Here is a 22,822-nt window from a genome sequence, read left to right as displayed (position 1 = left end):
TTATGACTGCAAACATCCTGTTCTCGGCACGCCCCGAACTATGGCCCGTGTATCAACCCTTGATGACACAGTACCTGACTAATGCCGGGGTCGTGTTTCAGCTAGGCACCACGTTTGAACCAGATCAGGTGGATTACGTCGTCTATGCGCCCAATAGCGGCTTACGGGATTTTGCACCTTACACCCGCCTCAAAGCCGTGCTCAGCCTATGGGCTGGGATCGAAAGCATCGTCGAGAATGACACTCTGACTGTGCCGCTGGCGCGAATGGTGGACCACGGGTTGACGCAGGGAATGACCGAATGGGTCGTCGGTCACGTGCTGCGCTATCATCTGGGTATGGACCGGCACATCACGGTTCAGGATGGGGTTTGGGCCCCAGATCCACCACCGCTGGCCTCGGACAGAACCGTCTGCATCCTGGGCGTTGGCGCATTGGGAGAGGCCGCAGCCCGCGCGCTGTCGACACTGAATTTCAACGTTACCGGCTGGAGCCGCTCGGCCAAGGCCATCCCCGGGGTCACCTGCTTTCACGGTGAGGATGGGTTGCGTGCGGCACTGACACAGGCCGAGATCGCGGTTTTATTGCTGCCCGATACGCCTGCCACGGAAAACACACTGAACGCCGAAACCCTGTCGCTGATGCCTAAGGGTGCGCATATCATCAACCCGGGCCGAGGACCGCTGATCGACGATCACGCCTTGCTGGCAGCTCTGGATACGGGCCAGATCGGTCACGCAACGCTGGATGTTTTCCGGGTCGAGCCGCTGCCTGCGAGCCACCCGTATTGGACGCATCCAAACGTCACGGTGACGCCTCACATTGCCTCTGAAACCCGCCCCGTTACATCGGCGCAGGTGATCTGTGAAAATATTCGCAGAGGTGAGGCGGGCGAGCCTTTCCTGCACCTCGTTGACCGCGAATTGGGATATTAGGCTGCGATAAGGCCGCGCCCCTTCAGCAGGGCCTCAACCCCCGGCAAACGACCGCGGAAGGCCAGATATAGTTCTTCGGCTTCGCGGGAACCGCCGGTGGACAGGATATTTTCCTCAAGCGCTTTTGCGCGTTCGGAATCAAAGGCGCCCCCCGCCTCTTCGAACGCGGCGAAGGCGTCAGCATCCATGACCTCGGACCACATATAGCTGTAATAGCCAGCGCTATAGCCGTCACCAGCAAACACATGCGCAAAATGCGGCGTGGCATGGCGCATCCCGATTGCCGCGGGCATTCCCAGATCCGCCAGAACTTCTGCCTGTCTCGCCATCGGCTCGTCGGGCGCTGCGCCCTCATGAAAGGCCAGATCAACCAGCGCCGAGGCCACATATTCTACAGTCTGGAACCCCTGATCGAAATTGGCGGCCTTGAGCACTTTCTTTAGCATCTCCTGCGGCATCGGCGCGCCGGTTTCGGCATGAGTGGCGAATTCGGCCAGAACCTCTGGGACTTCAAGCCAGTGTTCGTATAGCTGGCTGGGCAGCTCGACAAAGTCGCGCGCAACGGAGGTGCCCGAGATGCTTTCATAGGTCACGTTCGACAGCATCTGGTGCAACGCATGGCCGAATTCATGGAACAAAGTCCGAGCGTCGTCATAAGACAGCAGCGCCGGATCACCCTTGGCGAAATTACAGACGTTGATCACGACCGGAGCCTGCACCTTGGGAAACTTTGCCTGCCCGCGCATCGCGCTGCACCAAGCGCCTGACCGTTTGGAGCCGCGTGCAAAGTAATCCCCAATGAACACCGCGATATGTTGCCCGTTCCGTGTCACCTCCCAGGCCCGGCAGTCCGGATGGTACAGCGGTATGTCCAACCGCTTGAATTCCAGCCCGAACAAACGGTTCGCGCAGGCAAAAGAGGCCTCGATCATGCGATCCAACTGCAGGTACGGTTTCAGCGCCGCCTCATCGAGATCGTGTTCAGCCTTGCGGCGTTTCTCGGCGTAGTAACGCCAGTCCCACGCTTCCAAGGGCCCATTGACCCCATCATTCTGCATCATCTGCGTCAGGATTTCGGCATCAGCATTGGCGCGCGTTTTGGCAGGCTCCCAAACCTGCATCAGCAGATCACGGACGCGGTCGGGCGTGCGGGCCATTTCGGTTTCCAGTTTGAAATCGGCAAAGCTTTCATAGCCCAGCAGCTTTGCACGTTCCTGACGCAACTGCAGGATTTCGGCGGCAATTTCCCGGTTGTCAGTCTCGCCGCCATTTGCCCCCCGGGCAGTCCATGCGCGATAGGCTTTCTGGCGCAAATCCCGGCGCGGTGAAAACTGCAGAAACGGTACGATCAGTGACCGGGACAGGGTGACAACCGGTCCTTTTGCACCCTTTTCCTCACCCGCTGCCCGGGCAGAATTGACCACAAAATCAGGAAGCCCCTGTAGGTCATCTTCGGACAATTCCATGAACCAATCGCGCTCATCGGCAAGAAGGTTCTGGGTGAAGGACGTCCCCAGCGAGGCAAGCCGCGCTTTGATCTCTTGCATCCGCGTGTCTTCGTTTCCCTCAAGCGCCGCACCAGCGCGCACAAACCCGCGATGCGCCAGCATCAGAACGCGTGCCTGCTCATCCGTCAGGCCCAGTTCATCCTTGCGCGCCCACAGGTCGGCGACCCGCTGAAACAACGCCTTGTTGGACGAAATCCCCGAGAAATGCGCGGCCAGCTTGGGTGAAAATTCGCGCTGCAACTCCTCACGCAAGGGATTGCTGTCTGCGCCCGCGACCGTGAAGAATACAGACAGAACCTTGTCCATCATCTCTCCTGCAGCTTCCAGCGCTTCGACCGTGTTGGCAAAAGTCGGGGCCTCCGGGTTAGAGGCAATCGCGCCAATCTCAGCGTTATGGGCCTGCATGGCCGCGTCCAGGGCCGGGGCGAAATCCGTGTCGGATATCGTGTCGAACGGTGCAATTTCGAACGCGCTGGTCCAGGCGGACAGAATCGGGTTGGTCATTGAAGTCTCCTTTGTCCCCTACCTAAGAACGACGGCGCGTTCGATCCAGAGCAGGGGGGTTATCCTTTGCCACAAACGGGGCAATCTGCACGGCGAGGCAGTGTAATCTTGCGGCTTTCGCCATAGAGAGCGTCGTAAATCAGCATCTCACCCCTCAGTGCCAGACCCGCCCCGGTGATCACCTTGATCGCCTCAACAGCCATCATCGAACCGACGACGCCAGGCAAGGGGCCGATCACCCCAGCCTCGGCGCACGACGGGGCCAGACCTGGAGCCGGAGCCTCGGGGAAAATGCACTGATAACAAGGCGCATCGTTGGCCGGGTCGAAAACGCTGAGCTGGCCTTCCCACTGCGACAGCGCACCCGAAATCAGCGGCTTGCCCAACGCGACCGCCGTGCGATTTGCCAAATAGCGCGTGTCGAAATTATCAGTTCCGTCCAGGATGACGTCAAAATCGGAAAATAACTCGGTGGCGACCTCTTCGGTCAGTCGGCGGTGATAGGGCAGAACAACCACATTCGGGTTTTGCGCCAGCATGGCCTGCTGGGCCGAAAAAACCTTGGGCATGCCGATATCCGCATCCTGGTGGATCACCTGACGCTGAAGATTGGCGTTCTCAACCTCATCATCATCAATAACCCCTATCGTGCCGACCCCGGCCGCAGCCAGATACTGCAAAGCGGGCGCCCCAAGCCCCCCGGCGCCGATCACAAGCACGCGGGCCTGCTTCATCTTTTTCTGCCCTGGCCCACCAATTTCGCGCAACACGATATGGCGGGCATAGCGGTCAAGCTCGGTCTCGGAGAATTTGTCTGAGGGCATGGCTGGCTCCTTGTTCGAGGCCGGCGCCGCGCGTTTTCGCAGCGCTTTCAGTCCCTTTCCATAGATCAGAACCAGAACCGCCGTACCAACCAAAATCAACCAGGTCGCAGCAGAACCACCCGTGGCCTGACGCAGGGGGTTACCAAGGGGCAAAACCAGCTGTGCCGAGATTACCCCCAGCAACAACACCCCAACCGAAATCATCCGTGCATTGCGTGACACGCCAGCCAGATAGCCGAGCCCCCAAAGCGCTGCGGCGATGATCAGGACAAGTAACATCAGCCGCGCCCGGTCGAACCGAACCCGCCTGCACCGCGGTCAGTATCGCTGAGTGTATCCGTGGCCTCGAATGACGCCTGCACCACCGGGGCGACGACCAGTTGGGCGATACGTTCCCCATGGGTGATTTCAAAGCTCTCCTGCCCAGCGTTCAACAGGATCACCCCCAGAGGGCCGCGATAGTCGCTGTCGATCGTACCCGGCGTATTGGGCAGCGTGATCCCGTATTTCAGCGCAAGGCCCGAGCGGGGCCGGACCTGCACCTCATACCCTTTTGGGATTTCAATCCGCAGTCCGGTGGGAACCAGAGCCCGCTGACCGGGCAGCAGCGTGATCGGCGTCTTGTCCGGGAAGTTTGCACGCACATCCGCGCCTGCCGCTCCGGTGGTTTCATAAGATGGCAAGGGCACCGAAGGGTCGGCCCCGTCCTCACGGATCACACGAATTGCTACCATCGGATATCCTCTTGTCTAACCGGCCAGCGCGTCGGAAATCTTGTGTGCCAGTCTTTCTGCCACTGCGTCTTTGCCCATACGTGGCCATTCCTCAGCCCCATCATCGGAGATCAGGATCACCGCGTTTTCTGCGCCCCCCATGATCCCGGTCCCCGGGCTGACATCATTCGCAATGATCCAGTCGCACCCTTTGCGGTCGCGTTTGGCAGTCGCATGTTCGATCACATTGTCCGTTTCCGCGGCAAAGCCAACAACTAGCGCGGGGCGTCCATCGTCCAGCTTGGCGACCCGCTTCAGAATGTCCGGGTTTTCAGCAAAATCCAGCGCCGGAAGACCGTCGCGTGTCTTTTTCAGCTTGCGGTCCGACGCGCTGGCCACCCGCCAATCCGCCACGGCGGCGGCAAATACCCCGGCATCGACAGGCAAGACTGAATCCACCGCGTCTGACATCTGCTGGGCTGTTTCAACCCGCACAACCTCGACCCCATCGGGTGCAGGAACCTCGGCAGGTCCGGTTACAAACACAACCTCTGCACCCAACGCAGACAGAGCACGTGCAATCGCTGTGCCCTGCGCCCCGGATGAGCGGTTCGCGATATAGCGCACCGGGTCAATCGGCTCGTGCGTGGGACCCGAGGTCACAAGAATGCGTTTACCGCTGAGCGGTCCGCTGCCCAGCGATGCCTCAATCGCGGCGACGATCTCAAGCGGTTCCGACATGCGGCCCGGACCATATTCGCCACAGGCCATGTCGCCTTCGTTCGGCCCGACAAAACGAATGCCGTCCGCCTGCAACTGTTCAAAATTACGACGCGTCGCCGGGTGATCCCACATACGGACATTCATCGCAGGCGCACACAGAACCGGTGTGTCAGTCGCCATCAATAGGGTCGAGGCCAGATCATTCGCCAACCCACCTGCCATTTTGCCCATTAAATCCGAAGTCGCCGGAGCGACCACGACAAGATCCGCAGAGCGGGACAACTGGATATGCCCCATCTCGGCCTCATCGGTCAGATCGAACAGATCGCGATAGGCCTTCTCGCCGGCCAGCGCGGCAACAGACAGAGGTGTCACGAATTCTTCTGCTGCGCGGGTCAGGACCGGCGTAACGGCGGCGCCGCGTTCCTTCAGTCGCCGGATCAGATCCAGTGACTTATAGGCAGCAATACCGCCACCAATGATCAGCAGAATCCGTTTCGATGCCAGCATGTTGTGCCCTTCCCGTCTCGGTCGGCCCCGACATTAGGCAAGCGCGCCCGACAGTTCCAGCGGTTAATTCTGCGGTTGAAAGGCCAGGCAGGGGTCTTCTCGGTCCGCGGTCGGGCTGTCGATGACTGCATCATAGTCCCCTTGGATCGTACCGTCTTCAGACTGACCCAGGACATACACTTTAAGACCCGGACGCAGACGCGACAGGAATGTCGGAATACCGCGGTCCTTTCGCGCATGGCCATTTCCGGTGATAACTGCAACCGGGCCACCAGTTTCGTCAACGGCACGCAATATGGCCCGTGCCAGCACCGCATCGCGCAACCTTTGGATCGCAACCAGCTGCGGCAGAGCGCTTTCCGGCAGCGCATCGCAATGCGCCGCCATCTGGTCAGCCTCGCGCGCCGCCTGTTCCGCCTTTGACAGAGGAACGGTCAACCCAAACCGCGCTGCGTCAGCGCCCAGCGCAGTTGCAGCGCCACGTTCCATCGCTGTACGCGCTGCCTTACGCGGGACCATTGCGCCATAGACCGGCGCATCCGTGGCCTGAAAGATCGGGTAATACAGGCTGAGAGGGGGCCAGCCGGATTCCGCCCAACGCAGGATGCGTGACAGTTCTTCGGGATCGGACGCCGCTTTTTGCGCCAGGCGCTGTGCGCCTTCCTCGGTGACCATTTCCCAGACCACGGCGGAGGGGTCGATCAATGTAATCGCCTGTTCCTGAACCAGATGATGGCGAGGATTGTCATGGGTTTCGCCCAACAAAACAACGTCTGCCATTCGCATCGCGGCCGTAACATCGTCAGGGATCAGGTCATCGGCATGACCGGACCCAGCCATAACCATCAGCGTACACATCAGAATCGCAATCTGTTTCATGCGATGAAGTGTTGCACCTCGCGCGATTGAGCTTCAAGGTTCTTACGCATTTTTACAAAAGCCGCGGCTTCAAGCTGACGCACCCTCTCTTTCGACAGGCCCAGTTCCTGACCCAGGCTTTCCAGTGTGCGCACCGGTTCACGCAGCTTGCGTTCGCGCACGATGAAGCGCTCTCGGTCGTTGAGGGCCTGCATCGCCATCACCAACCATTCGCGCAACTGTTCGGTGTCGTGCTTGTTTTCAACGGTTTCAGCGGCCTGTTCCCGTTCATCCTCTAACGCGTCGATCCATTCGCGCCCGTCTTCATCCGTGGATTGCACAGCGTTCAACGAGAAATCCGACCCTGCCAGCCGGCCTTGCATCATCTCAACGTCGCGCAACGGAACACCGATCTCGGCTGCTATCATCTGGTGCAACTGGTGACGGTCCAGCGCCATCCCATCAGTGGCCGCTTCGCGTTCAAGCCGGGCCTGGACGCGACGCATGTTGAAAAACAGGGATTTCTGGGCAGAGGTGGACCCGGTCCGAACCATTGACCAGTTTCGCATTACATAGTCCTGGATACTCGCCTTGATCCACCAGACGGCATAGGTCGAGAACCGAACCCCGCGATCCGGGTCAAATTTGTCAGCGGCCTTCATCAGACCCAATCCGGCCTCTTGGATCAGATCGTTCATCGGCGCGCCATAACGTTTGAACTTGGCCGCCATCGAAATTGCCAGTCGCATATAGGCGGTGATTAACCGGTGCAGCGCCTTTTCATCGCGCTGGTCGCGCCAGGCATAGGCCAGCTTCAACTCGGTTTCTGCATCCAGTAACTCGGCCTTCATCGCCCTGCGCGACATCGAGAAATCGTTTGCGCTGTCCAGTGCCATGGAAATCTCCCTTTTTCGCTGGCGCGGCCCGGGCTTGCCTTGCCGACCCATGGTCGATACGCAGAACAACACCAGGTGGATCACTTAAAAGGTAATGATCGTGGGTTCGGATTTAACCTTTGTGCTGGGCGGAGCAGCCTCAGGCAAGTCGGCATTCGCCGAGCAACTTGTTGTTTTATCAGGAAAAATCCGCGTTTATCTTGCCACATCACAAGTGTTTGATGATGAGATGCGCGATAAGGTTAAGCGCCATGTTTCACAGCGCGGCAGCGGTTGGGACACGATCGAGACCCCCCTGGACCTTGGCGCAACGCTGGCCGAGCTGACCCCGGATCAGATCTGTCTGATAGATTGTGCTACCATGTGGCTAACCAATCACCTGCTGGCGGAACACGACCTGCAGCAGGCCCAGACAGCACTGCTTGAAGCGTTACGAGACTGTCCTGCCCCGGTCGTGATCGTCTCGAACGAGGTTGGCCACGGGATCGTCCCGGGCAACGCCCTGTCTCGTCAGTTCCGCGAGGCGCAAGGCCGCCTGAACATCGCGCTCGCCGCGCAGGCTGATCTGGTGGTTCAGGTCACCGCCGGGCTTCCTGTGGTATTGAAAGGGCAACTGCCATGACGCGTCTGCATCTAGTCAGGCACGGTCCGACCCATGCCAAAACCATGGTCGGCTGGTCCGATCTGCCTGCTGACCTAAGCGACCACGCCGCCATTGGTCGGCTACAAAGCTACTTGCCGGCCAACGGGTTGTTGATCTCATCCGACCTGTGCCGTGCCGCTGACACGGCTTCGGCGGTACAGGGCACCCGGCACCGCCTGCCCCACCACCCCGACCTGCGAGAGATCAATTTTGGCAGTTGGGAATTGCGCGGCTTCGAGGAAATCGAGGCCGAAGACCCCGAACTAACCTTCGCCTACTGGGACAATCCCGGTGAAGTTCGCCCGCCAAACGGCGAAAGCTGGAATGAAGTCCGAGCCCGCGTCAACGCGGTTATTGACAGGTTGATTGGCGATCACACCGGCCAGGACCTGATCATTGTTGCCCATTTCGGCGTCATCCTGACACAGGTCCAGCGTGCCATGGATGTGGACGCGCAAGAGGCTTTCGGCCACCGGATCGACAATCTTTCTGTGACTGAGATTACTCATCACGGCGACGGTTGGTCGGTCGGTCGGATCAATCACTGCCCGTGATCAGGCCGCGCACAAATCTCTGTTTTACGGATTGAATAGCCTGAGCCATCCTAGGCCCATGACCTATGATTTGTTTATCGGAGACCGCCTGTTTTCCAGTTGGTCCTTGCGTGGTTGGTTGATGCTGGAAAAGTTCGACCTGCCCTATCGAAACCACATGATCGGCCTTTATTCAGGCACTATGGCCGAGGATATGAAACCCCTGTTCCCGGCGCGTCTGGTGCCTGCTCTGCGCCTGCCAGACGAAACTGTGGTTGGTGAAAGCCTTGCCATGGCCGAGACCTTGGCTGAGCGCCACCCACAGGTCGGATTGTGGCCCTCTGACGCGGCTGCCCGCGCCACTGCACGGTGGCTTTGCACCGAGATGGTGGCCGGGTTTTCAGCCCTGCGCGGGGAATGCGCGATGCAGCTGCTTCATAGTTGGAAGGGGTTCGAACCGGCGGCCGAAACGCTTGCTGACCTGCGCCGGATCGAAACCCTTTGGGATCATGCGCGCCAAGTGTCTGGGGCGAACACCGGCCCGTTGTTCGGTACATATTCTTTGGTGGATGTGTTTTACACGCCCGTTGCCGCGCGGATCATCGGTTATGGGCTACCTGTTTCGGACGCCAACCGGGACTATTGCCTGACCCTCCTGTCGGATCCGGTTGTCAGGCAGTGGCGTGCGATGGGTCTGACAGTCCAGTACGACCCTTTCCCGTATTCGCTGGACCTTCAATCGGATCCCTGGCCAATCGGCGGGGCATCGTCTGCTGTGGCCGCCCAGAGCGGTCCCTCGGTCAACCAGACCTGCCCCTATTCCGGAGAGCCCGTCACAGATTTTCTGGACCTGGACGGTCAGCGCTGGGGATTCTGCAATCGGTTCTGCCGCGACAAAACCCTCGCCGATCCGGAGGCATGGCCGAAATTCACTCAGATGGTCAGCGCCGTTAACGATTCCTAAACCGGCGGCGTGCCAGTAACGACCTGTTAACCAAGCAGGTCGTTCATGGTCGCTCGTTCTCATACAGTCGCCTTTCAAGGTGTCGACGCACGCCCGGTCGAGGTGCAATGCGCGGTTTCACCGGGGTTGCCTGCCTTTTCCATCGTCGGCCTGCCCGACAAAGCAGTTTCAGAGGCCCGCGATCGCGTCCGAAGCGCGCTAAGCTCGATGGCCATTGCCCTGCCGTCAAAGCGTATCACCATCAACCTATCCCCCGCTGACCTGCCCAAAGAAGGCAGCCATTTCGACCTGCCCATTGCGGTGGCTCTGCTGTCAGCCCTGGAAATCATTCCCAAGGACGCGGCTGAAGGGGCCGTTTCACTGGGGGAATTGTCACTGGACGGGTCTCTTGTGCCTGTTGTCGGGGCGCTTCCTGCCGCGATGACCGCCGCGGCCGAGGACCGAACCCTGCTGTGCCCTCGGGCCTCCAGCGCCGAGGCGGCTTGGGTTGACGCTACTCAGGTGATCGGCGCTGAATCTTTGGGCGATGTTGTCCGCCACTTCTCGGGCCAAGCCCCTTTGCCCGCTGCGCTGCCCGGCGAGGTCAACCTTTCCCCCAGCACCCGCGACCTGCGCGATGTCAAAGGGCAGGAGCGGGCGAAACGCGCGTTGGAGATTGCCGCCGCAGGGCGGCACCACCTGATGATGATCGGCACGCCGGGGTCCGGGAAATCCATGCTGGCCGCGCGCCTGCCGGGGATATTGCCGCCGCTGACACCGACCGAGGCACTTGAAACCTCGATGATCCAATCCCTGTGCGGCCTGCTTGACGAAGGTGGCATCAGCCGCACCAGACCATTTCGCGAACCGCATCATACGGCCTCGATGCCGGCCATTGTCGGTGGAGGGAAAGGCGCCAAACCGGGGGAAATCTCACTGGCCCACAACGGGGTTTTGTTCATGGACGAATTTCCCGAATTCCCACGGACCGTTCTGGAAACCCTGCGCCAACCCATCGAAACCGGAGAGGTGATGATTGCGCGCGCCAATGCGCATGTGAAATACCCCTGCCGCTTTATGCTGGTTGCCGCCGCCAACCCCTGCAAATGCGGCTACCTGACCGACCCGGCGCGGGCCTGCTCGCGCGCTCCGGTCTGCGGCGAGGATTATCTGGGGCGCATATCAGGCCCGCTGATAGATCGGTTCGACCTGAGGATCGAGGTGCCTCCGGTCGGGTTCACCGACCTTGACCTGCCTCCATCCGGGGACAGTTCGGCCACGGTTGCCGCGCGTGTCGAGCAGGCGCGTGCGGTTCAAGCGCAAAGATACACTGGAACGTCCGCGCGCCAGAATGCGGATGTTGAGGGCAATGTGCTGGAAGAAATCGCCGCGCCGGATGCCGAAGGAAAAGAGCTGCTGTTGAAAGCGGCTGAGAAATTTGGTTTGTCAGCGCGCGCCTTTCACCGCATCTTGCGGGTCGCGCGCACCATCGCCGATCTGGACGGCGCATCAGATGTCCGAAGACCCCATGTGGCCGAGGCGCTGAGCTTTCGCATCAGCGCCAATATTGCATCTTAAAGCCTGGCTTCGATGGCCTGCCAAATCTTTTCTGCGATGTTCACGCCATCAAACCGTTCCAATTCCTGAATTCCGGTTGGCGAAGTCACGTTAATCTCGGTCAGGTAATCGCCGATTACATCGATACCAACAAAAACCTGCCCTTTTTCCTTCAACAAAGGTCCAATGGCTGCGCAAATCTCAAGATCGCGATCCGTCAGACCAACCTTTTCGGGCCGTCCCCCCACATGCATGTTGGATCGTGTTTCACCTTTGGCGGGAACACGGTTGATTGCACCCACAGCCTGACCGTCCACCAGAATGACCCGTTTGTCGCCATTGCTGACATCGGGCAGGAATTTCTGAACGATCAGAGGTTCGCGCGAAAACCCGGTGAACAACTCGTGCAAAGATGTCAGGTTCCGGTCGTTGCCATCCAACCGGAACACCCCCGCACCGCCATTTCCATAAAGCGGTTTCAGGATAATATCGCCGTGCTTTTCTTTGAACGCCTTAATCGTCTGCAGATCGCGGGCGATGGTTGTCGGTGGCGTCAGATCAGGGAAATCCAGCACCAGGAGTTTTTCGGGATAGTTCCGAACCCAGAATGGATCATTTACCACCAGCGCCTGTCCCTTAAGCCGGTCCAGCAGGTGGGTAGAAGTGATATAGTGCATGTCAAACGGGGGATCCTGACGCAGCCAGACCACGTCGAACTCGGCCAGATCAACCTCGCGCTCGGGCCCCAATTCTGCCGGGTTTCCGGCCACGCGCTGCACCGTCATATCATGGCCGCGGGCCGTGATCCGGCCCTCCTGATAAGCCAGTTTGTCAGGGCTGTAGAAGAACAGCATATGCCCGCGCGCCTGTGCCTCTTCGGCCAGACGGAATGAGCTGTCGGCATTGATATCCACGGCCCCGATCGGGTCCATCTGAAAGGCAATTTTCATGGCGTGTCCCTCAGTTTCACGCCAGATACATGGCCCAGCCAGGCCGGGGGTTCAATGGGGTCAGACCTGATCAAAGGCGTTTTCGATGATTTGCACCGCGCCGAACGCATCCACCAAAGCCGCATCAAACCGAACATTTGTCAGCTGGCCGTTGGGTTCCCCTTCCAGAAATTGGGCAGCCGAGGCACAGATACGGTCCATCTGGCGCCGTTTGATCCGGGCAGCAGCCATCTCAAAGCTTGTGCTTTTCTTGACCTCGACGAAAACCAATCCGTCGCCGTTGCGGACGATCAGATCAATCTCGCCCCCTGCCCCGCGCCAACGGCGATGTGCTATGGAATATCCCCGCCGCTCGTAATCTGCCGCAACCTGCTGTTCCGCCGCCTGACCCGCATGATAAGAAACCGAACTTCGGACAGTGCTGCGTGAGGTCATCTTACCCTTTCCCGAGTTTCAGCGCCTTCTGATAGATCGGTCGACGCGGCAGTTTATACATCTGCGACACCAAATCCGCCGCATCGCGTACTGAATGAGTTTCCAGGGCGCGTATCAAAGCCTCTTCTATGTCTGAATCGTTAACAGTTTCCGAAGCGCCACGGTCTACCAGCAGAACAATTTCGCCTTTGACCGTCTGACTCGCCAATTCTTCTGCCAGCTCTGCCAGCGACCCGCGCCGAACTTCTTCGAATTTCTTGGTTAACTCGCGGCACATCGCGGCCTGCCTGTTTTCCCCTAGAACCTCGGCCAGATCCGACAGACAGGACGCCACACGTTTCGGAGATTCATAAAATACCAACGTCCCAGGCACATCTCGCAGCGCCTCGATCCGCGTCCGGCGCGCGCCTGAGGCATTGGGCAAAAACCCCGCAAAGAAAAAGGCATCCGTCGGCAAACCGGCCAGCGTCAGCGCCATCAGCGCGGCGGACGGCCCCGGCGCGCAGGTGACAGTGTGCCCCGCCTCGGCCGCCTGTCGTCCCAGATCGTATCCCGGGTCCGCGATCAACGGCATCCCGGCCTCAGACGCATAGGCCACCGATTTCCCCTCAGCCAGCGCGTCCAGGATTTTGCCGCGGGCGCCTGCACCGCTGTGATCGTGATAGGCAAGAATGCGGCGCCCCTCGAGCGGAACGCCGTGAATCTCCATCAACCGGCGCAGGCTGCGCGTGTCTTCGGCGGCGATCATGTCCGCCGACGCCAACACGTCTAGCGCCCTGAGCGTAATGTCGCGCGCCGCCCCGATCGGAGTGGCAACAAAATACAGGCCCGTGCCCAATTTGACTTTTTGAAAATTCAAAGCTGGACCCTCACAGCGTGACGTCTATTATCGCGGCGCAAATAATGGCAGCATCCCAAGCCGCCGGATCAGGGAGTTTTCATTTAGATGTTTACCGTTTGCAAGCCCGTTCGCAAGTTGGCGCGTGCAGCCGCCGTCTTGGCCACCGCGACCATTCTGACGGCGTGTGACGTCAGCAGTATCGGCGGAGGCCCGTCGATCAACACTTCAAAACCTGTACCGGTTGCTTTGCTGGTTCCGGCTGGATCTGGAAATTCCGGGGACGCTGAACTGGCGCGCAGCCTTGAAAACGCAGCCCGCCTGGCGATGTCCGATCTGCAGAATGTACAGATTGATTTGCGGGTCTACGACACCCGGGGCAATTCGGGTACCGCCGCAACAGTCGCGCAGCAAGCCGTGGCAGACGGTGCGAAGATAATCATCGGTCCGGTCTACGCCCAGGCGGCAAACTCAGCTGGTCTTGCGGTACTGAACAACAAGGTCAACCTGCTGTCGTTTTCGAACAATACCAGCATCGCAGGCGGCAATGTCTTCGTGCTCGGCCCCACTTTTGAAAACACCGCCAACCGGTTGGTCAACTATGCCGGTTCGCGCGGCAAGACCGGAACGGTCATCGTGCATAGCAACGATGCCGCCGGGCGGCTTGGACAATCGGCTATTGCAACCGCGCTGAGCAACAGCCGAGTGGGTAATGCAGGCACGGTCGGCTATGACCGCTCTCAGCAGGGGGTCATCAACTCGGTGCCGACAATCAAGGCTACTGTGGCGTCCTCGGGGGCGGATTCGATCTTTCTGACTTCGACCACTGCAGGGGCGTTGCCGCTGTATTCCCAGCTTCTACCAGAAGCGGGCGTCTCCCCGGCAACCACGCAATATATGGGTCTGACCCGCTGGGACATCCCGGCCCAGACACTGGAACTGCCAGGCGTTCAGGGTGGCTGGTTCGCATTGCCGGACCCATCCAAGGCACAGGCTTATCGTCAGCGGTACAACAACACATATGGCGAGGCACCACATCCGATCAGTGGCCTAGCCTATGATGGCATAGCCGCGATTGCTGCCTTGGTCAGCCAGGGCAAGTCCGACGCTCTTACCGCATCTGCCCTAACTCAGAACGCCGGTTTTCAGGGCGTTGGCGGTATCTTCCGTCTGCGACCCAACGGTACGAATGAACGTGGTCTGGCCATTGCCACGATCCAGAACAAACAGGTGGTTGTGATTGACCCTGCCCCCCAAAGCTTCTCTGGCGCCGGATTCTGATCGGCTGGCTCTGACACTCATCCCAAGGGGTGACCTGATTTGCCAGCCCGAAGAAATCTTTGACAGCGCAGCCGTTATGGCACAGCTGTCAGAGGCCTTCGACAAGACATCTGATAACGCCGAAAGGCGCGGCGAAACCGTGCGGATTTTGCGGAACGTCCAGAAATCCGGTCGTCAGTCAATCGCCGATGCCTTTGTCCGCGATCCATTTGACGCGCGGAGGCTGACCCATTCCTATACCTACCTGACCGACGGGCTGGTCTGCACCGCGATGCAAGTGGCCAGTCGCGAGCTTCACCCGCTGGCCACGCCGACACAGGGTGAAAAAATGGCCGTGCTGGCAGTGGGCGGCTATGGGCGTGGGGAAATGGCCCCGTCCTCGGATGTCGATCTGCTGTTTCTGACCCCCTACAAGATCACTGCCTGGGCCGAGAGTGTGATCGAATCCATGTTGTATATCCTGTGGGATCTGCGGCTGAAGGTCGGACATTCTTCGCGCACCATCAAGGATTGCCTGCGCCTGGGATCCGAGGATTTCACCATTCGCACCGCGATGTTGGAACAGCGCTATTTGGCTGGCGACGCCGATCTGGCAAATGAGTTGGAAACGCGCCTGAAAGACGATCTGTTCAAAGGCACTGAGCGCCAGTTCATCGAGTCCAAGCTGCAGGAACGCGACGCGCGCCATCTGAAACAGGGCGAGCGGTATATGGTCGAGCCCAACGTAAAAGAGGGCAAAGGCGGATTGCGCGACCTGCAATCGCTCTACTGGATTGCCAAATATATCTACGGCGTTCAGGACGTGGCCGAGTTGGTACCGCTGGGTCTGTTCACCCCCGAGGAATTCAGCACTTTTGTGGAAGCCGAGGATTTCCTGTGGGCCGTTCGCTCGCATTTGCATCTGGTGACCGGGCGCGCAACCGAACAACTGTCCTTTGACATGCAGGTCGAGGTCGCTTCCCGTATGGGATACGAAGACCGGGCGGGTCGACGGGCGGTCGAAGTGTTTATGCAGCGCTATTTCCGCGAGGCCACGAAGGTTGGCGAGCTGACGCGCATCTTCCTGACCAAACTCGAGGCGACGCATATGAAAAGCGCGCCTCTGCTAGAGCGTATTTTCCGCCGCCGCCCCAGGATCAAAGCCGGATATAAAGTCGTCCATGGACGTCTGGATGTAGCCGACCCGAACAAGTTTCTGGCGGACAAGCTGAACCTTCTGCGCCTGTTCGAGGAAGGTCTGCGCACCGGCATGCTGATCCACCCGGACGCGATGCGGCTGGTCAGCGCCAACCTGAACCTGATTGATGACGACATGCGCGAAGACAAAGAGGCGCGGCGCATCTTTCTCGACCTGATGCTGAAACACGGCAACCCGGAACGCGCCCTGCGCCGCATGAACGAACTGGGGGTGCTGTCGGCCTTTCTGCCCGAGTTCGAACACATCGTGGCGATGATGCAGTTCAACATGTACCACAGCTATACGGTGGATGAGCACACCATTCAGTGCATCGTCAATCTGGCCCAGATTGAACGCGGAGAGTTGGGGGAATCCCTGCCGCTGGCGTCTTCAATCCTGGAGGGCGGGGTCAATCGCAAGGTTCTGTATGTTGCCCTGCTGATCCATGACATTGCTAAGGGGCGACCCGAGGATCATTCGATTTTGGGCGCACAGATGGCCCGAAAGATTGCACCTCGGCTGGGTCTGAACAAATCGGATTCAGAAACCGTGGAATGGTTGGTGCGGTATCACTTGTTGATGTCGGACATGGCGCAGAAACGCGATATTTCCGACCCGCGCACGGTGCGCGACTTTGCCAAGGCCGTGAAAACGGTCAAAAGGTTGGACCTACTGACCGTGTTGACCGTCTGCGACATTCGCGGCGTTGGACCCAACACCTGGAACAACTGGAAAGCCACCCTGCTACGCGCGCTGCATGCAGAAACCAAGCGCGCGCTTGAGACCGGGATGGAAGACCTCAACCGTGCCAATCGCGGTGCCGGTGCCAAAAAGGCGTTGCGGGCCGAGCTGGCGGAATGGACCAAAGCCGCCCTCAAAACCGAGACGGGTCGGCACTATGACCCCTATTGGCAGGGCCTGAACCTTTCGACCCATGTAGAATTTGCCGAGATGCTGAAAGAGCTGGACCGCAGCGGTGATGCTGGCGCGATGGAAATCCGTCTGCACCCGGATGAAGACCGCGATGCGACGCGGGCCTGCTTTGCCATGGGTGATCACCCCGGCATTTTTGCCCGTATCGCAGGCGCTTTGGCGCTGGTCGGGGCTAATGTGGTTGATGCGCGCAGTTACACCACCAAAGACGGCTATGTCACCGATGCGTTCTGGATTCAGGACGCCGATGGACACCCGTTCGAGGCCAGCCGCTTGCCGCGCCTGACACAGATGATCCACAAGACCCTGAAAGGCGAGGTCGTGGCGCGGGATGCCCTTAAATCACGCGACAAGATCAAGAAACGCGAACGGGCCTTTAACGTGCCGACCCATATCATCTTCGACAATGACGGGTCCGAGATCTACACGATCATCGAGGTCGATACCCGGGACAGGCCCGGCCTGCTCTATGATCTGACACGAACGCTTGCTGCCGCCAATGTCTATATCGCCAATGCGGTGATCGCGACTTATGGCGAACAAGTGGTGGACACCTTTTACGTCAAGGATATGTTTGGGTTGAAATATCACTCGGAAAGCAAGCAGCGCGGGCTTGAGACCAAGCTGCGCAAGGCCATCTCCGAAGGCGCCGAGCGCGCGGTCTCATGAAGCAGATCCGGCTGTTTTCAGGCCTGTTCACTGTCGGGTTCTGGACCCTGGCCAGCCGTATTCTGGGCTTTCTGCGGGAAATCCTGCTGACCGCCTACATCGGGCCCGGGCCAGTAATGGATGCATTCGTCGCCGCCTTTCGCCTGCCCAACATGTTCCGCCGCTTCTTTGCCGAAGGTGCGTTTAACGCAGCCTTTGTGCCGATGTTTTCCAAACGGCTCGAAGGCGGGGAAAACGCGCAAGGCTTTGCACAGGACGCGTTCAACCTGCTGGCCGTGGCGGTGCTGGCGCTGGTCGGGCTGGCGATGGTTTTCATGCCTGGTCTGGTCTGGCTGACGGCCGAGGGCTTTTACGGTGACGACCGCTTCGACCTTGCCGTGGATTATGGATATGTGGTCTTTCCCTACATCTTTTTCATGTCGCTAGCGGCGCTGTTCTCGGGCGTGCTGAACGCAACCGGCCGTTTCGCGGCTGCCGCCGCCGCGCCGATTTTACTGAACATCTTTGCCTGCATAGCACTGATCGCCGGCGCTATATCAGGCGGAGAGGTCATCCGTTGGCTGATCGCCGTCATCCCCATCGCTGGTGTTGCGCAGCTAGCGCTGGTCTGGGTTGCAACCGAACGTGCGGGCATCCGTATCCGCCCGGGCCTGCCGAAACTCAGCCCTGAAATGCGCAACATGGTCCGCATTGCGGTTCCGGCCGCCTTGGCCATGGGGGTTACACAGGTCAATCTGGTGGTGGGCCAGCTGGTTGCTTCGAAAACCGAAAAGGCCGTCAGCTGGTTGTTTGCAGCGGATCGCTTGTACCAGTTGCCATTGGGCGTCGTGGGCATCGCCGTCGGCATCGTCCTGTTACCCGATCTATCTCGCCGCCTGCGCGCTGGGGACAAATCGGGCGCCCGCGATGCGTTTTCTCGCGCAGGTGAGTTTACGTTGCTGTTGACCATCCCGTCGACCGTTGCCTTTGTGCTCATCCCCACCCAGCTGGTCTCGGTTCTGTTCGAGCGCGGACAGTTCACCCCCGAAGACACCGCCGCCACCGCACTTGCCGTGGCGATCTATGGCATCGGCCTGCCCGCGTTCATGCTGCAGAAATTGTTGCAGCCTTTGTATTTCGCGCGTGAAGATACACGCTCGCCCTTTCACTATGCAGTGTTTGCGATGGTCGTGAACGCTGCACTGGCTTTCGGGCTGTATCCGTTGGTGGGATGGTTCGCACCTGCGATTGCCGCCTCGGTGGCCGGATGGGCCATGGTTGGACTGCTGGCCTTGGGCGCGCGAAAAATGGGGGAAGAAGCGCAGTTTGACGACCGGTTCAAGAACAGGGCATGGCGGATCATTGCGGCGTCCCTGGGGATGGGAGCTGTCCTGTATGCCGCTATTGAGCTGTTTGGCTGGGCCTTTGCCCTGGAAGGCTGGCGTTACCTGGCACTGCTCGGTTTGATCATCGTTGCTGCAGTCACGTATTTCCTGCTCGGCCACCTGATTGGTGCATTCAAACTTTCCGAGTTCAGAAAGGCTCTGCGTCGATCCTGATCAGTCGCGTCGGATGCGCCCGACAATCCGCGCCCACCCCCCCGGAGCAACCAGGAACGACAGGGCAAAACCAGTGGCAAAACCGCCCAGATCAGCCACCCAGTCCAGCGTTCCGCCAAACAGCAGGCCGAACAACAACTGAATGCCCATCAAAACGGCGATCAGGCTGAAGGCGCGGGATTGGTTTGCGCCCACCAGCGACAGCTTGCGCCATAATATCCACGTAAACGCTCCGATCAGCCCATAGACCGGAGGGAACCCACCCACCAGCGGAAAGCGCGGATCCAGCAACAGTGCATAAGCCAGCGCACCACCCACGCCCGACAGCACAAAGATCACCAGCATCTGAACGCTGCCAAAAACCTCGGCCACCATTTTACCCATGGCCAGCACAAAGACGCAGACAAAGATGGCCTGTGTGAACGTACCGGATACAAACGGATAGGTGACAAAGCGGATCAGATGCTCGAACGGCCAGCGCCCGTTTTCCACCATCCAGTCGAAGATATCCGGCGAAAACGAATAGTGCTGCAAAGCGTCCAGGCGCCAGCCTACAGCAGTTGGCCCCCCAATGATCCCGCGCGTACCTAGAGTAAATGCCAGTTCAACCCCCATGATGAACACACACAAAGCCACCACCACGGGCGGCAGAGGGTTCACGGCGGGTGTATAATGCTCACTGCTCATTGGGCGGGCCTTTCGCGGCTGTTGACGTCCCTTTGCCTCATGGGTAAGCGACGGGGGCTGATTTTTCCAGACGGGAGTTCCCTTCGATGACCGATTCCAAGTTCACGCCGCGCGTGTTTTCCGGTGCACAGCCATCCGGTAACCTGCACCTTGGCAACTATTTGGGCGCATTGCGGAACTGGGTTCGGATGCAAGGGTCCGACTATCAGACAATCTACTGTATGGTCGATTTGCACGCGATCACCGTTTGGCAGGACCCCAAAGAGTTGCAGCACGCAACGCGTGAGCTGTGCGCGGGGTATATCGCATCAGGATTAGATCCCGAAAAATCGATCCTGTTTAACCAAAGCCAGGTTCCTGAGCACGCGCAACTAGCATGGATTTTTAACTGCGTTGCCCGGCTTGGCTGGATGCAGCGCATGACACAGTTCAAAGATAAGGCTGGCAAGAACGCACAGAATGCATCGTTGGGCCTATTCGCCTATCCGGCGCTTATGGCCGCAGATATCCTTGTATATCACGCGACACATGTACCCGTCGGAGATGATCAAAAGCAACACCTGGAACTAACCCGAGATATCGCAACTAAGTTCAATCATGACTATGGCGTCGATTTTTTTCCGTTGACCGAACCCGTCATCAAAGGTGCGGCAACTCGGGTCATGAGCTTGCGCGATGGGTCAAAAAAGATGTCCAAATCCGACCCCTCTGACATGACCCGGATCAACATGACCGATGATGCCGAGACGATCGCCAAGAAAATCCGAAAGGCCAAGACCGACCCGGACGCTCTGCCTTCGGAAGTCGATGGCTTGGACAACCGCCCCGAGGCCCGCAATCTGGTGAATATCTACGCCGCCCTCAGCGATCAGACGGCGGATCAGGTTCTGGCCGACGTTGGCGGCAAGCAATTTGGCGAGTTCAAACCGATGCTGGCCGATCTGGCGGTTGCCAAACTGTCTCCGATCTCGACCGAAATGGCCCGCCTGATGGGTGAAGAGGCCGAGATTGATCGCATTCTGGCCAATGGCGCAGAAAAGGCGCGGGCGATTGCAGCCCCGATCCTGCAGCAGACCTATGACATCGTCGGCATGGTTGGTGCGAAACGGGGCTGATTGGCTCTGGACGTTGCCTTAACGCCTTCCTAGGTTTGCCTCAAAGCTTGGGAGGGCGTCATGGCAGTCGGCAAGAACATCCGCACCTATTTCAACGGGCAATGGCATGATGGGGATGCACCGATCATGCGCGCTGCGGATCATGGTGCGTGGCTGGGATCATCCGTCTTTGACGGCGCGCGGTTCTTCAACGGGCTGACCCCGGATCTGGAGGCCCATTGCGCCCGCGTGAACCGCTCTGCCGAGGCGCTGATGCTGACCCCGACCGTCACCAAAGACCAGATGGTCGAGATCGTGCTGGAAGGGCTTGAAGCCTATGCGCCCGACGCGGCCGTGTATATCCGCCCGATGTATTGGGGCATCGACGGAGATGCGACAGCGATCGTACCGCAGGAAAACAGCACCGGGTTTGCTGTCTGCCTGGAAGAGATTCCGATGGCGCCTGAGACCGCCTCGGACACGCTGGGACTGACCCGATTCCGCCGTCCGGTACTGGAATCAGCAGTGGTGAATGCCAAGGCCGGGTGTCTGTATCCCAACAATGCACGGATGCTGAACGAGGTACGTGCGAACGGGTTTTCGAATGCTTTGGTGGCTGACGCATTGGGCAACGTAGCCGAAACCGCAACCGCCAATATCTTTATGGTCCGCGACGGCGAGGTCTTTACCCCCGTCCCCAACGGCACCTTCCTTGCCGGCATCACCCGTGCACGACATATCAAAAACCTGCGGGCCGACGGCGTGGCTGTGCATGAGGCGGTTCTGAGTTTCGAGGATTTCTACCGGGCCGACGAGGTATTCATGACTGGCAACATGAGCAAGATCACCCCGGTGACCGCGCTGGAGGACACCCGGTTTCAGGTCGGGCCCGTCGCCCGGCGTGCACGCGACCTGTATTGGGACTGGGCCGCCAGTGGGCGTTAGGCTCTGGTTGCCAGCACGCACCTAGTCGGGCATGATCCCCGGAAATGAATGAGGACACCCATGCGCAAGTTCCTAGTGGTTCTGGATGACAGTCGCGAATGCCTGAATGCGATGCGATTCGCGGCTATGCGCGCGGCCCATACCGGCGGCGGCGTAACAATCCTGTCGGTAATCCCACCGGACGAATTCAACCATTGGATCGGCGTTGCCACCGTCATGCGTGAAGAAGCGCGCGAGCGTATCCATGCGCATTTTGAAGTTTTCGCAAAATGGATGCGCGACAAGCAAGACGTTGATCCTGAACTGGCCATCCGCGAAGGCGAGCCCGTTGCCCAGATCATCGAGCATGTGCAATCCGATCCTGATATCGGCGTTCTGGTTCTGGGTGCAGGCACTGACAAAAAGGGACCTGGCCCATTGGTGACTCAACTGACCAAAAACTCAGGCAGCCTGCCGATCCCAATCACTATTGTTCCTGGTGATCTGAGCAAAGAAAAACTCGAAGCGATTACCTGAGGCCACGCCGATGCAACGCAGCATTCAATTCTGGTTCGAATTCGCCTCGACCTATTCTTATCTCAGCGCGATGCGTATCGAAGAGGCTGCCACCCGCCAGGGCGTCTCGGTCGAATGGCAGCCTTTTCTGCTGGGGCCAATCTTTGCCGCCCAAGGGTGGGACAATTCTCCGTTCAATCTGTACCCGGCAAAAGGCCTGTACATGTGGCGGGATATGGAACGCCTGACCGCCCAGCGCGGCTTGCCATTTGTCCGGCCCGATCCTTTTCCGCAGAACGGCTTGAAAGCGGCCAGGTTAACATTGGCGATTGAAGATCAGGGGCAAAAAGCTGCCTTTGTGCGCGCCGTCTATTCTGCCGAATTTGCCCAAGGGCAGAACATCGCGGATGAGGCTGTTTTGGCCGGATGCCTCAGCTCAGCCGGGCTTGCCGCTGATTTACTTTCCCAGACCCAGAATCCGGCGATCAAAGCAGCGCTTATCGCGCAGACAAAAACCGCTCAGGCCAAAGGGCTTTTTGGCGCGCCCAGCTTTCTGGTCGGTGACGAGCTGTTTTGGGGCGATGATCGGCTGGACGATGCGATAAGCTCAGCTGCAGAAATTTAGAATCGTTC

General features: G+C 59.1%; 22 protein-coding genes. 12 read left to right on the top strand and 10 right to left on the bottom strand.

Going from position 1 to position 22,822, the window contains the following annotated elements:
• Positions 1-2: 2 nt before the first annotated feature.
• Positions 3-935: a 2-hydroxyacid dehydrogenase gene (locus AC2FIZ_RS08705; protein ID WP_496790906.1), complete on the top strand. Its 933-nt coding sequence runs from the start codon at positions 3-5 to the stop codon at positions 933-935.
• Here the strand turns inward: AC2FIZ_RS08705 and AC2FIZ_RS08700 are convergent.
• From AC2FIZ_RS08700 to AC2FIZ_RS08675, 6 genes are all read right to left on the bottom strand, one after another.
• Positions 932-2,947 carry a M3 family metallopeptidase gene (locus AC2FIZ_RS08700; protein ID WP_496790904.1) on the bottom strand — a complete coding sequence of 672 codons (2,016 nt, stop codon included), beginning with the start codon at positions 2,945-2,947 and terminating at the stop codon, positions 932-934. The two genes, AC2FIZ_RS08705 and AC2FIZ_RS08700, sit on opposite strands and share 4 nt — an antisense overlap.
• Before the next feature lie 59 nt (positions 2,948-3,006).
• Positions 3,007-4,050 carry a HesA/MoeB/ThiF family protein gene (locus AC2FIZ_RS08695; RefSeq protein ID WP_281972520.1) on the bottom strand — a complete coding sequence of 348 codons (1,044 nt, stop codon included), beginning with the start codon at positions 4,048-4,050 and terminating at the stop codon, positions 3,007-3,009.
• The gene (dut, locus tag AC2FIZ_RS08690) at positions 4,050-4,505 is read right to left on the bottom strand and encodes a dUTP diphosphatase (protein WP_271948363.1); all 456 of its coding nucleotides are present in this window, start codon (positions 4,503-4,505) and stop codon (positions 4,050-4,052) included. Before dut ends, AC2FIZ_RS08695 begins: the two co-directional genes overlap by 1 nt.
• Before the next feature lie 15 nt (positions 4,506-4,520).
• Entirely contained in the window at positions 4,521-5,717 is a 1,197-nt protein-coding gene (gene coaBC, locus AC2FIZ_RS08685) for a bifunctional phosphopantothenoylcysteine decarboxylase/phosphopantothenate--cysteine ligase CoaBC (protein ID WP_281995196.1), read from the bottom strand.
• A gap of 63 nt (positions 5,718-5,780) precedes the next feature.
• On the bottom strand, positions 5,781-6,596 hold the full coding sequence (locus tag AC2FIZ_RS08680; protein WP_281995197.1) for a ChaN family lipoprotein: 816 nt from the start codon (positions 6,594-6,596) through the stop codon (positions 5,781-5,783).
• Positions 6,593-7,471, bottom strand: coding sequence for an RNA polymerase factor sigma-32 (locus tag AC2FIZ_RS08675; RefSeq protein WP_271948369.1), 879 nt, complete (start codon positions 7,469-7,471; stop codon positions 6,593-6,595). The genes AC2FIZ_RS08680 and AC2FIZ_RS08675 overlap by 4 nt, the downstream gene beginning before the upstream one ends.
• A 100-nt stretch (positions 7,472-7,571) precedes the next feature.
• Here AC2FIZ_RS08675 and cobU point away from each other — a divergent pair, with 100 nt between their 5' ends.
• Genes cobU through AC2FIZ_RS08655 form a run of 4 tightly spaced genes read left to right on the top strand, consistent with a single transcriptional unit; the run spans position 7,572 to position 11,168 of the window.
• A complete protein-coding gene (gene cobU / locus AC2FIZ_RS08670) occupies positions 7,572-8,093 on the top strand; it encodes a bifunctional adenosylcobinamide kinase/adenosylcobinamide-phosphate guanylyltransferase (RefSeq protein WP_281995198.1) in 522 nt (173 codons plus the stop codon).
• On the top strand, positions 8,090-8,668 hold the full coding sequence (locus tag AC2FIZ_RS08665; protein ID WP_281995199.1) for a histidine phosphatase family protein: 579 nt from the start codon (positions 8,090-8,092) through the stop codon (positions 8,666-8,668). Before cobU ends, AC2FIZ_RS08665 begins: the two co-directional genes overlap by 4 nt.
• A gap of 58 nt (positions 8,669-8,726) precedes the next feature.
• Positions 8,727-9,611, top strand: a complete 885-nt coding sequence (locus AC2FIZ_RS08660) for a glutathione S-transferase N-terminal domain-containing protein (protein ID WP_496790902.1) — start codon at positions 8,727-8,729, stop codon at positions 9,609-9,611.
• A gap of 45 nt (positions 9,612-9,656) precedes the next feature.
• On the top strand, positions 9,657-11,168 hold the full coding sequence (locus tag AC2FIZ_RS08655) for a YifB family Mg chelatase-like AAA ATPase (protein WP_496790901.1): 1,512 nt from the start codon (positions 9,657-9,659) through the stop codon (positions 11,166-11,168).
• Here the strand turns inward: AC2FIZ_RS08655 and gshB are convergent.
• Genes gshB through rsmI form a run of 3 tightly spaced genes read right to left on the bottom strand, consistent with a single transcriptional unit; the run spans position 11,165 to position 13,391 of the window.
• Complete coding sequence (gshB, locus tag AC2FIZ_RS08650) at positions 11,165-12,097, bottom strand: glutathione synthase (RefSeq protein ID WP_496696384.1); 933 nt, start codon at positions 12,095-12,097, stop codon at positions 11,165-11,167. The two genes, AC2FIZ_RS08655 and gshB, sit on opposite strands and share 4 nt — an antisense overlap.
• A 60-nt stretch (positions 12,098-12,157) precedes the next feature.
• Complete coding sequence (locus AC2FIZ_RS08645; RefSeq protein WP_142635564.1) at positions 12,158-12,532, bottom strand: YraN family protein; 375 nt, start codon at positions 12,530-12,532, stop codon at positions 12,158-12,160.
• Position 12,533: 1 nt separating this feature from the next.
• Complete coding sequence (gene rsmI / locus AC2FIZ_RS08640; RefSeq protein WP_496790900.1) at positions 12,534-13,391, bottom strand: 16S rRNA (cytidine(1402)-2'-O)-methyltransferase; 858 nt, start codon at positions 13,389-13,391, stop codon at positions 12,534-12,536.
• 87 nt (positions 13,392-13,478) lie between these two features.
• Between rsmI and AC2FIZ_RS08635 the strand changes: the two genes are divergently transcribed.
• Genes AC2FIZ_RS08635 through murJ form a run of 3 tightly spaced genes read left to right on the top strand, consistent with a single transcriptional unit; the run spans position 13,479 to position 18,968 of the window.
• Positions 13,479-14,651: a penicillin-binding protein activator gene (locus AC2FIZ_RS08635; RefSeq protein ID WP_142635560.1), complete on the top strand. Its 1,173-nt coding sequence runs from the start codon at positions 13,479-13,481 to the stop codon at positions 14,649-14,651.
• Positions 14,611-17,430: a [protein-PII] uridylyltransferase gene (locus tag AC2FIZ_RS08630; RefSeq protein WP_496707887.1), complete on the top strand. Its 2,820-nt coding sequence runs from the start codon at positions 14,611-14,613 to the stop codon at positions 17,428-17,430. Before AC2FIZ_RS08635 ends, AC2FIZ_RS08630 begins: the two co-directional genes overlap by 41 nt.
• Positions 17,427-18,968, top strand: a complete 1,542-nt coding sequence (gene murJ / locus AC2FIZ_RS08625) for a murein biosynthesis integral membrane protein MurJ (RefSeq protein ID WP_271948384.1) — start codon at positions 17,427-17,429, stop codon at positions 18,966-18,968. Before AC2FIZ_RS08630 ends, murJ begins: the two co-directional genes overlap by 4 nt.
• On the opposite strand, the gene AC2FIZ_RS08620 is transcribed toward murJ, so the two are convergent.
• Positions 18,969-19,655: a rhomboid family intramembrane serine protease gene (locus AC2FIZ_RS08620; protein WP_142635554.1), complete on the bottom strand. Its 687-nt coding sequence runs from the start codon at positions 19,653-19,655 to the stop codon at positions 18,969-18,971.
• Between the two features lie 86 nt (positions 19,656-19,741).
• On the opposite strand from AC2FIZ_RS08620, the gene trpS reads away from it, so the two are divergent.
• From trpS to AC2FIZ_RS08600, 4 genes are read left to right on the top strand one after another with little or no spacing between them, the layout of a single operon-like run.
• Positions 19,742-20,770 carry a tryptophan--tRNA ligase gene (gene trpS / locus AC2FIZ_RS08615; protein WP_281995207.1) on the top strand — a complete coding sequence of 343 codons (1,029 nt, stop codon included), beginning with the start codon at positions 19,742-19,744 and terminating at the stop codon, positions 20,768-20,770.
• A 60-nt stretch (positions 20,771-20,830) separates the two neighbouring features.
• Entirely contained in the window at positions 20,831-21,694 is an 864-nt protein-coding gene (locus AC2FIZ_RS08610; protein WP_281995208.1) for a branched-chain amino acid aminotransferase, read from the top strand.
• A gap of 60 nt (positions 21,695-21,754) precedes the next feature.
• Positions 21,755-22,210, top strand: a complete 456-nt coding sequence (locus tag AC2FIZ_RS08605) for a universal stress protein (RefSeq protein WP_142635548.1) — start codon at positions 21,755-21,757, stop codon at positions 22,208-22,210.
• 10 nt (positions 22,211-22,220) lie between these two features.
• Positions 22,221-22,814 (top strand): 2-hydroxychromene-2-carboxylate isomerase, encoded by a 594-nt coding sequence (locus tag AC2FIZ_RS08600; RefSeq protein WP_142635546.1) that lies wholly within the window; start codon positions 22,221-22,223, stop codon positions 22,812-22,814.
• Positions 22,815-22,822: the final 8 nt, after the last annotated feature.

This window comes from Ruegeria sp. CDSB022 (genome assembly GCF_059611145.1).
Note: the sequence above shows the minus strand (reverse complement) of the source record. Positions and strands in the feature narration are given on the sequence as shown.

Excerpts from the sequence above, each read along its gene's own strand:
- AC2FIZ_RS08705 (WP_496790906.1), top strand. The coding sequence starts at position 3 with ATGACTGCAAACATCCTGTTCTCGGCACGCCCCGAACTATGGCCCGTG.
- AC2FIZ_RS08700 (WP_496790904.1), bottom strand. The coding sequence starts at position 2,947 with ATGACCAACCCGATTCTGTCCGCCTGGACCAGCGCGTTCGAAATTGCA.
- AC2FIZ_RS08695 (WP_281972520.1), bottom strand. The coding sequence starts at position 4,050 with ATGTTACTTGTCCTGATCATCGCCGCAGCGCTTTGGGGGCTCGGCTAT.
- dut (WP_271948363.1), bottom strand. The coding sequence starts at position 4,505 with ATGGTAGCAATTCGTGTGATCCGTGAGGACGGGGCCGACCCTTCGGTG.
- coaBC (WP_281995196.1), bottom strand. The coding sequence starts at position 5,717 with ATGCTGGCATCGAAACGGATTCTGCTGATCATTGGTGGCGGTATTGCT.
- AC2FIZ_RS08680 (WP_281995197.1), bottom strand. The coding sequence starts at position 6,596 with ATGAAACAGATTGCGATTCTGATGTGTACGCTGATGGTTATGGCTGGG.
- AC2FIZ_RS08675 (WP_271948369.1), bottom strand. The coding sequence starts at position 7,471 with ATGGCACTGGACAGCGCAAACGATTTCTCGATGTCGCGCAGGGCGATG.
- AC2FIZ_RS08665 (WP_281995199.1), top strand. The coding sequence starts at position 8,090 with ATGACGCGTCTGCATCTAGTCAGGCACGGTCCGACCCATGCCAAAACC.
- AC2FIZ_RS08660 (WP_496790902.1), top strand. The coding sequence starts at position 8,727 with ATGACCTATGATTTGTTTATCGGAGACCGCCTGTTTTCCAGTTGGTCC.
- AC2FIZ_RS08655 (WP_496790901.1), top strand. The coding sequence starts at position 9,657 with ATGGTCGCTCGTTCTCATACAGTCGCCTTTCAAGGTGTCGACGCACGC.
- gshB (WP_496696384.1), bottom strand. The coding sequence starts at position 12,097 with ATGAAAATTGCCTTTCAGATGGACCCGATCGGGGCCGTGGATATCAAT.
- AC2FIZ_RS08645 (WP_142635564.1), bottom strand. The coding sequence starts at position 12,532 with ATGACCTCACGCAGCACTGTCCGAAGTTCGGTTTCTTATCATGCGGGT.
- AC2FIZ_RS08635 (WP_142635560.1), top strand. The coding sequence starts at position 13,479 with ATGTTTACCGTTTGCAAGCCCGTTCGCAAGTTGGCGCGTGCAGCCGCC.
- murJ (WP_271948384.1), top strand. The coding sequence starts at position 17,427 with ATGAAGCAGATCCGGCTGTTTTCAGGCCTGTTCACTGTCGGGTTCTGG.
- AC2FIZ_RS08620 (WP_142635554.1), bottom strand. The coding sequence starts at position 19,655 with ATGAGCAGTGAGCATTATACACCCGCCGTGAACCCTCTGCCGCCCGTG.
- trpS (WP_281995207.1), top strand. The coding sequence starts at position 19,742 with ATGACCGATTCCAAGTTCACGCCGCGCGTGTTTTCCGGTGCACAGCCA.
- AC2FIZ_RS08610 (WP_281995208.1), top strand. The coding sequence starts at position 20,831 with ATGGCAGTCGGCAAGAACATCCGCACCTATTTCAACGGGCAATGGCAT.
- AC2FIZ_RS08605 (WP_142635548.1), top strand. The coding sequence starts at position 21,755 with ATGCGCAAGTTCCTAGTGGTTCTGGATGACAGTCGCGAATGCCTGAAT.
- AC2FIZ_RS08600 (WP_142635546.1), top strand. The coding sequence starts at position 22,221 with ATGCAACGCAGCATTCAATTCTGGTTCGAATTCGCCTCGACCTATTCT.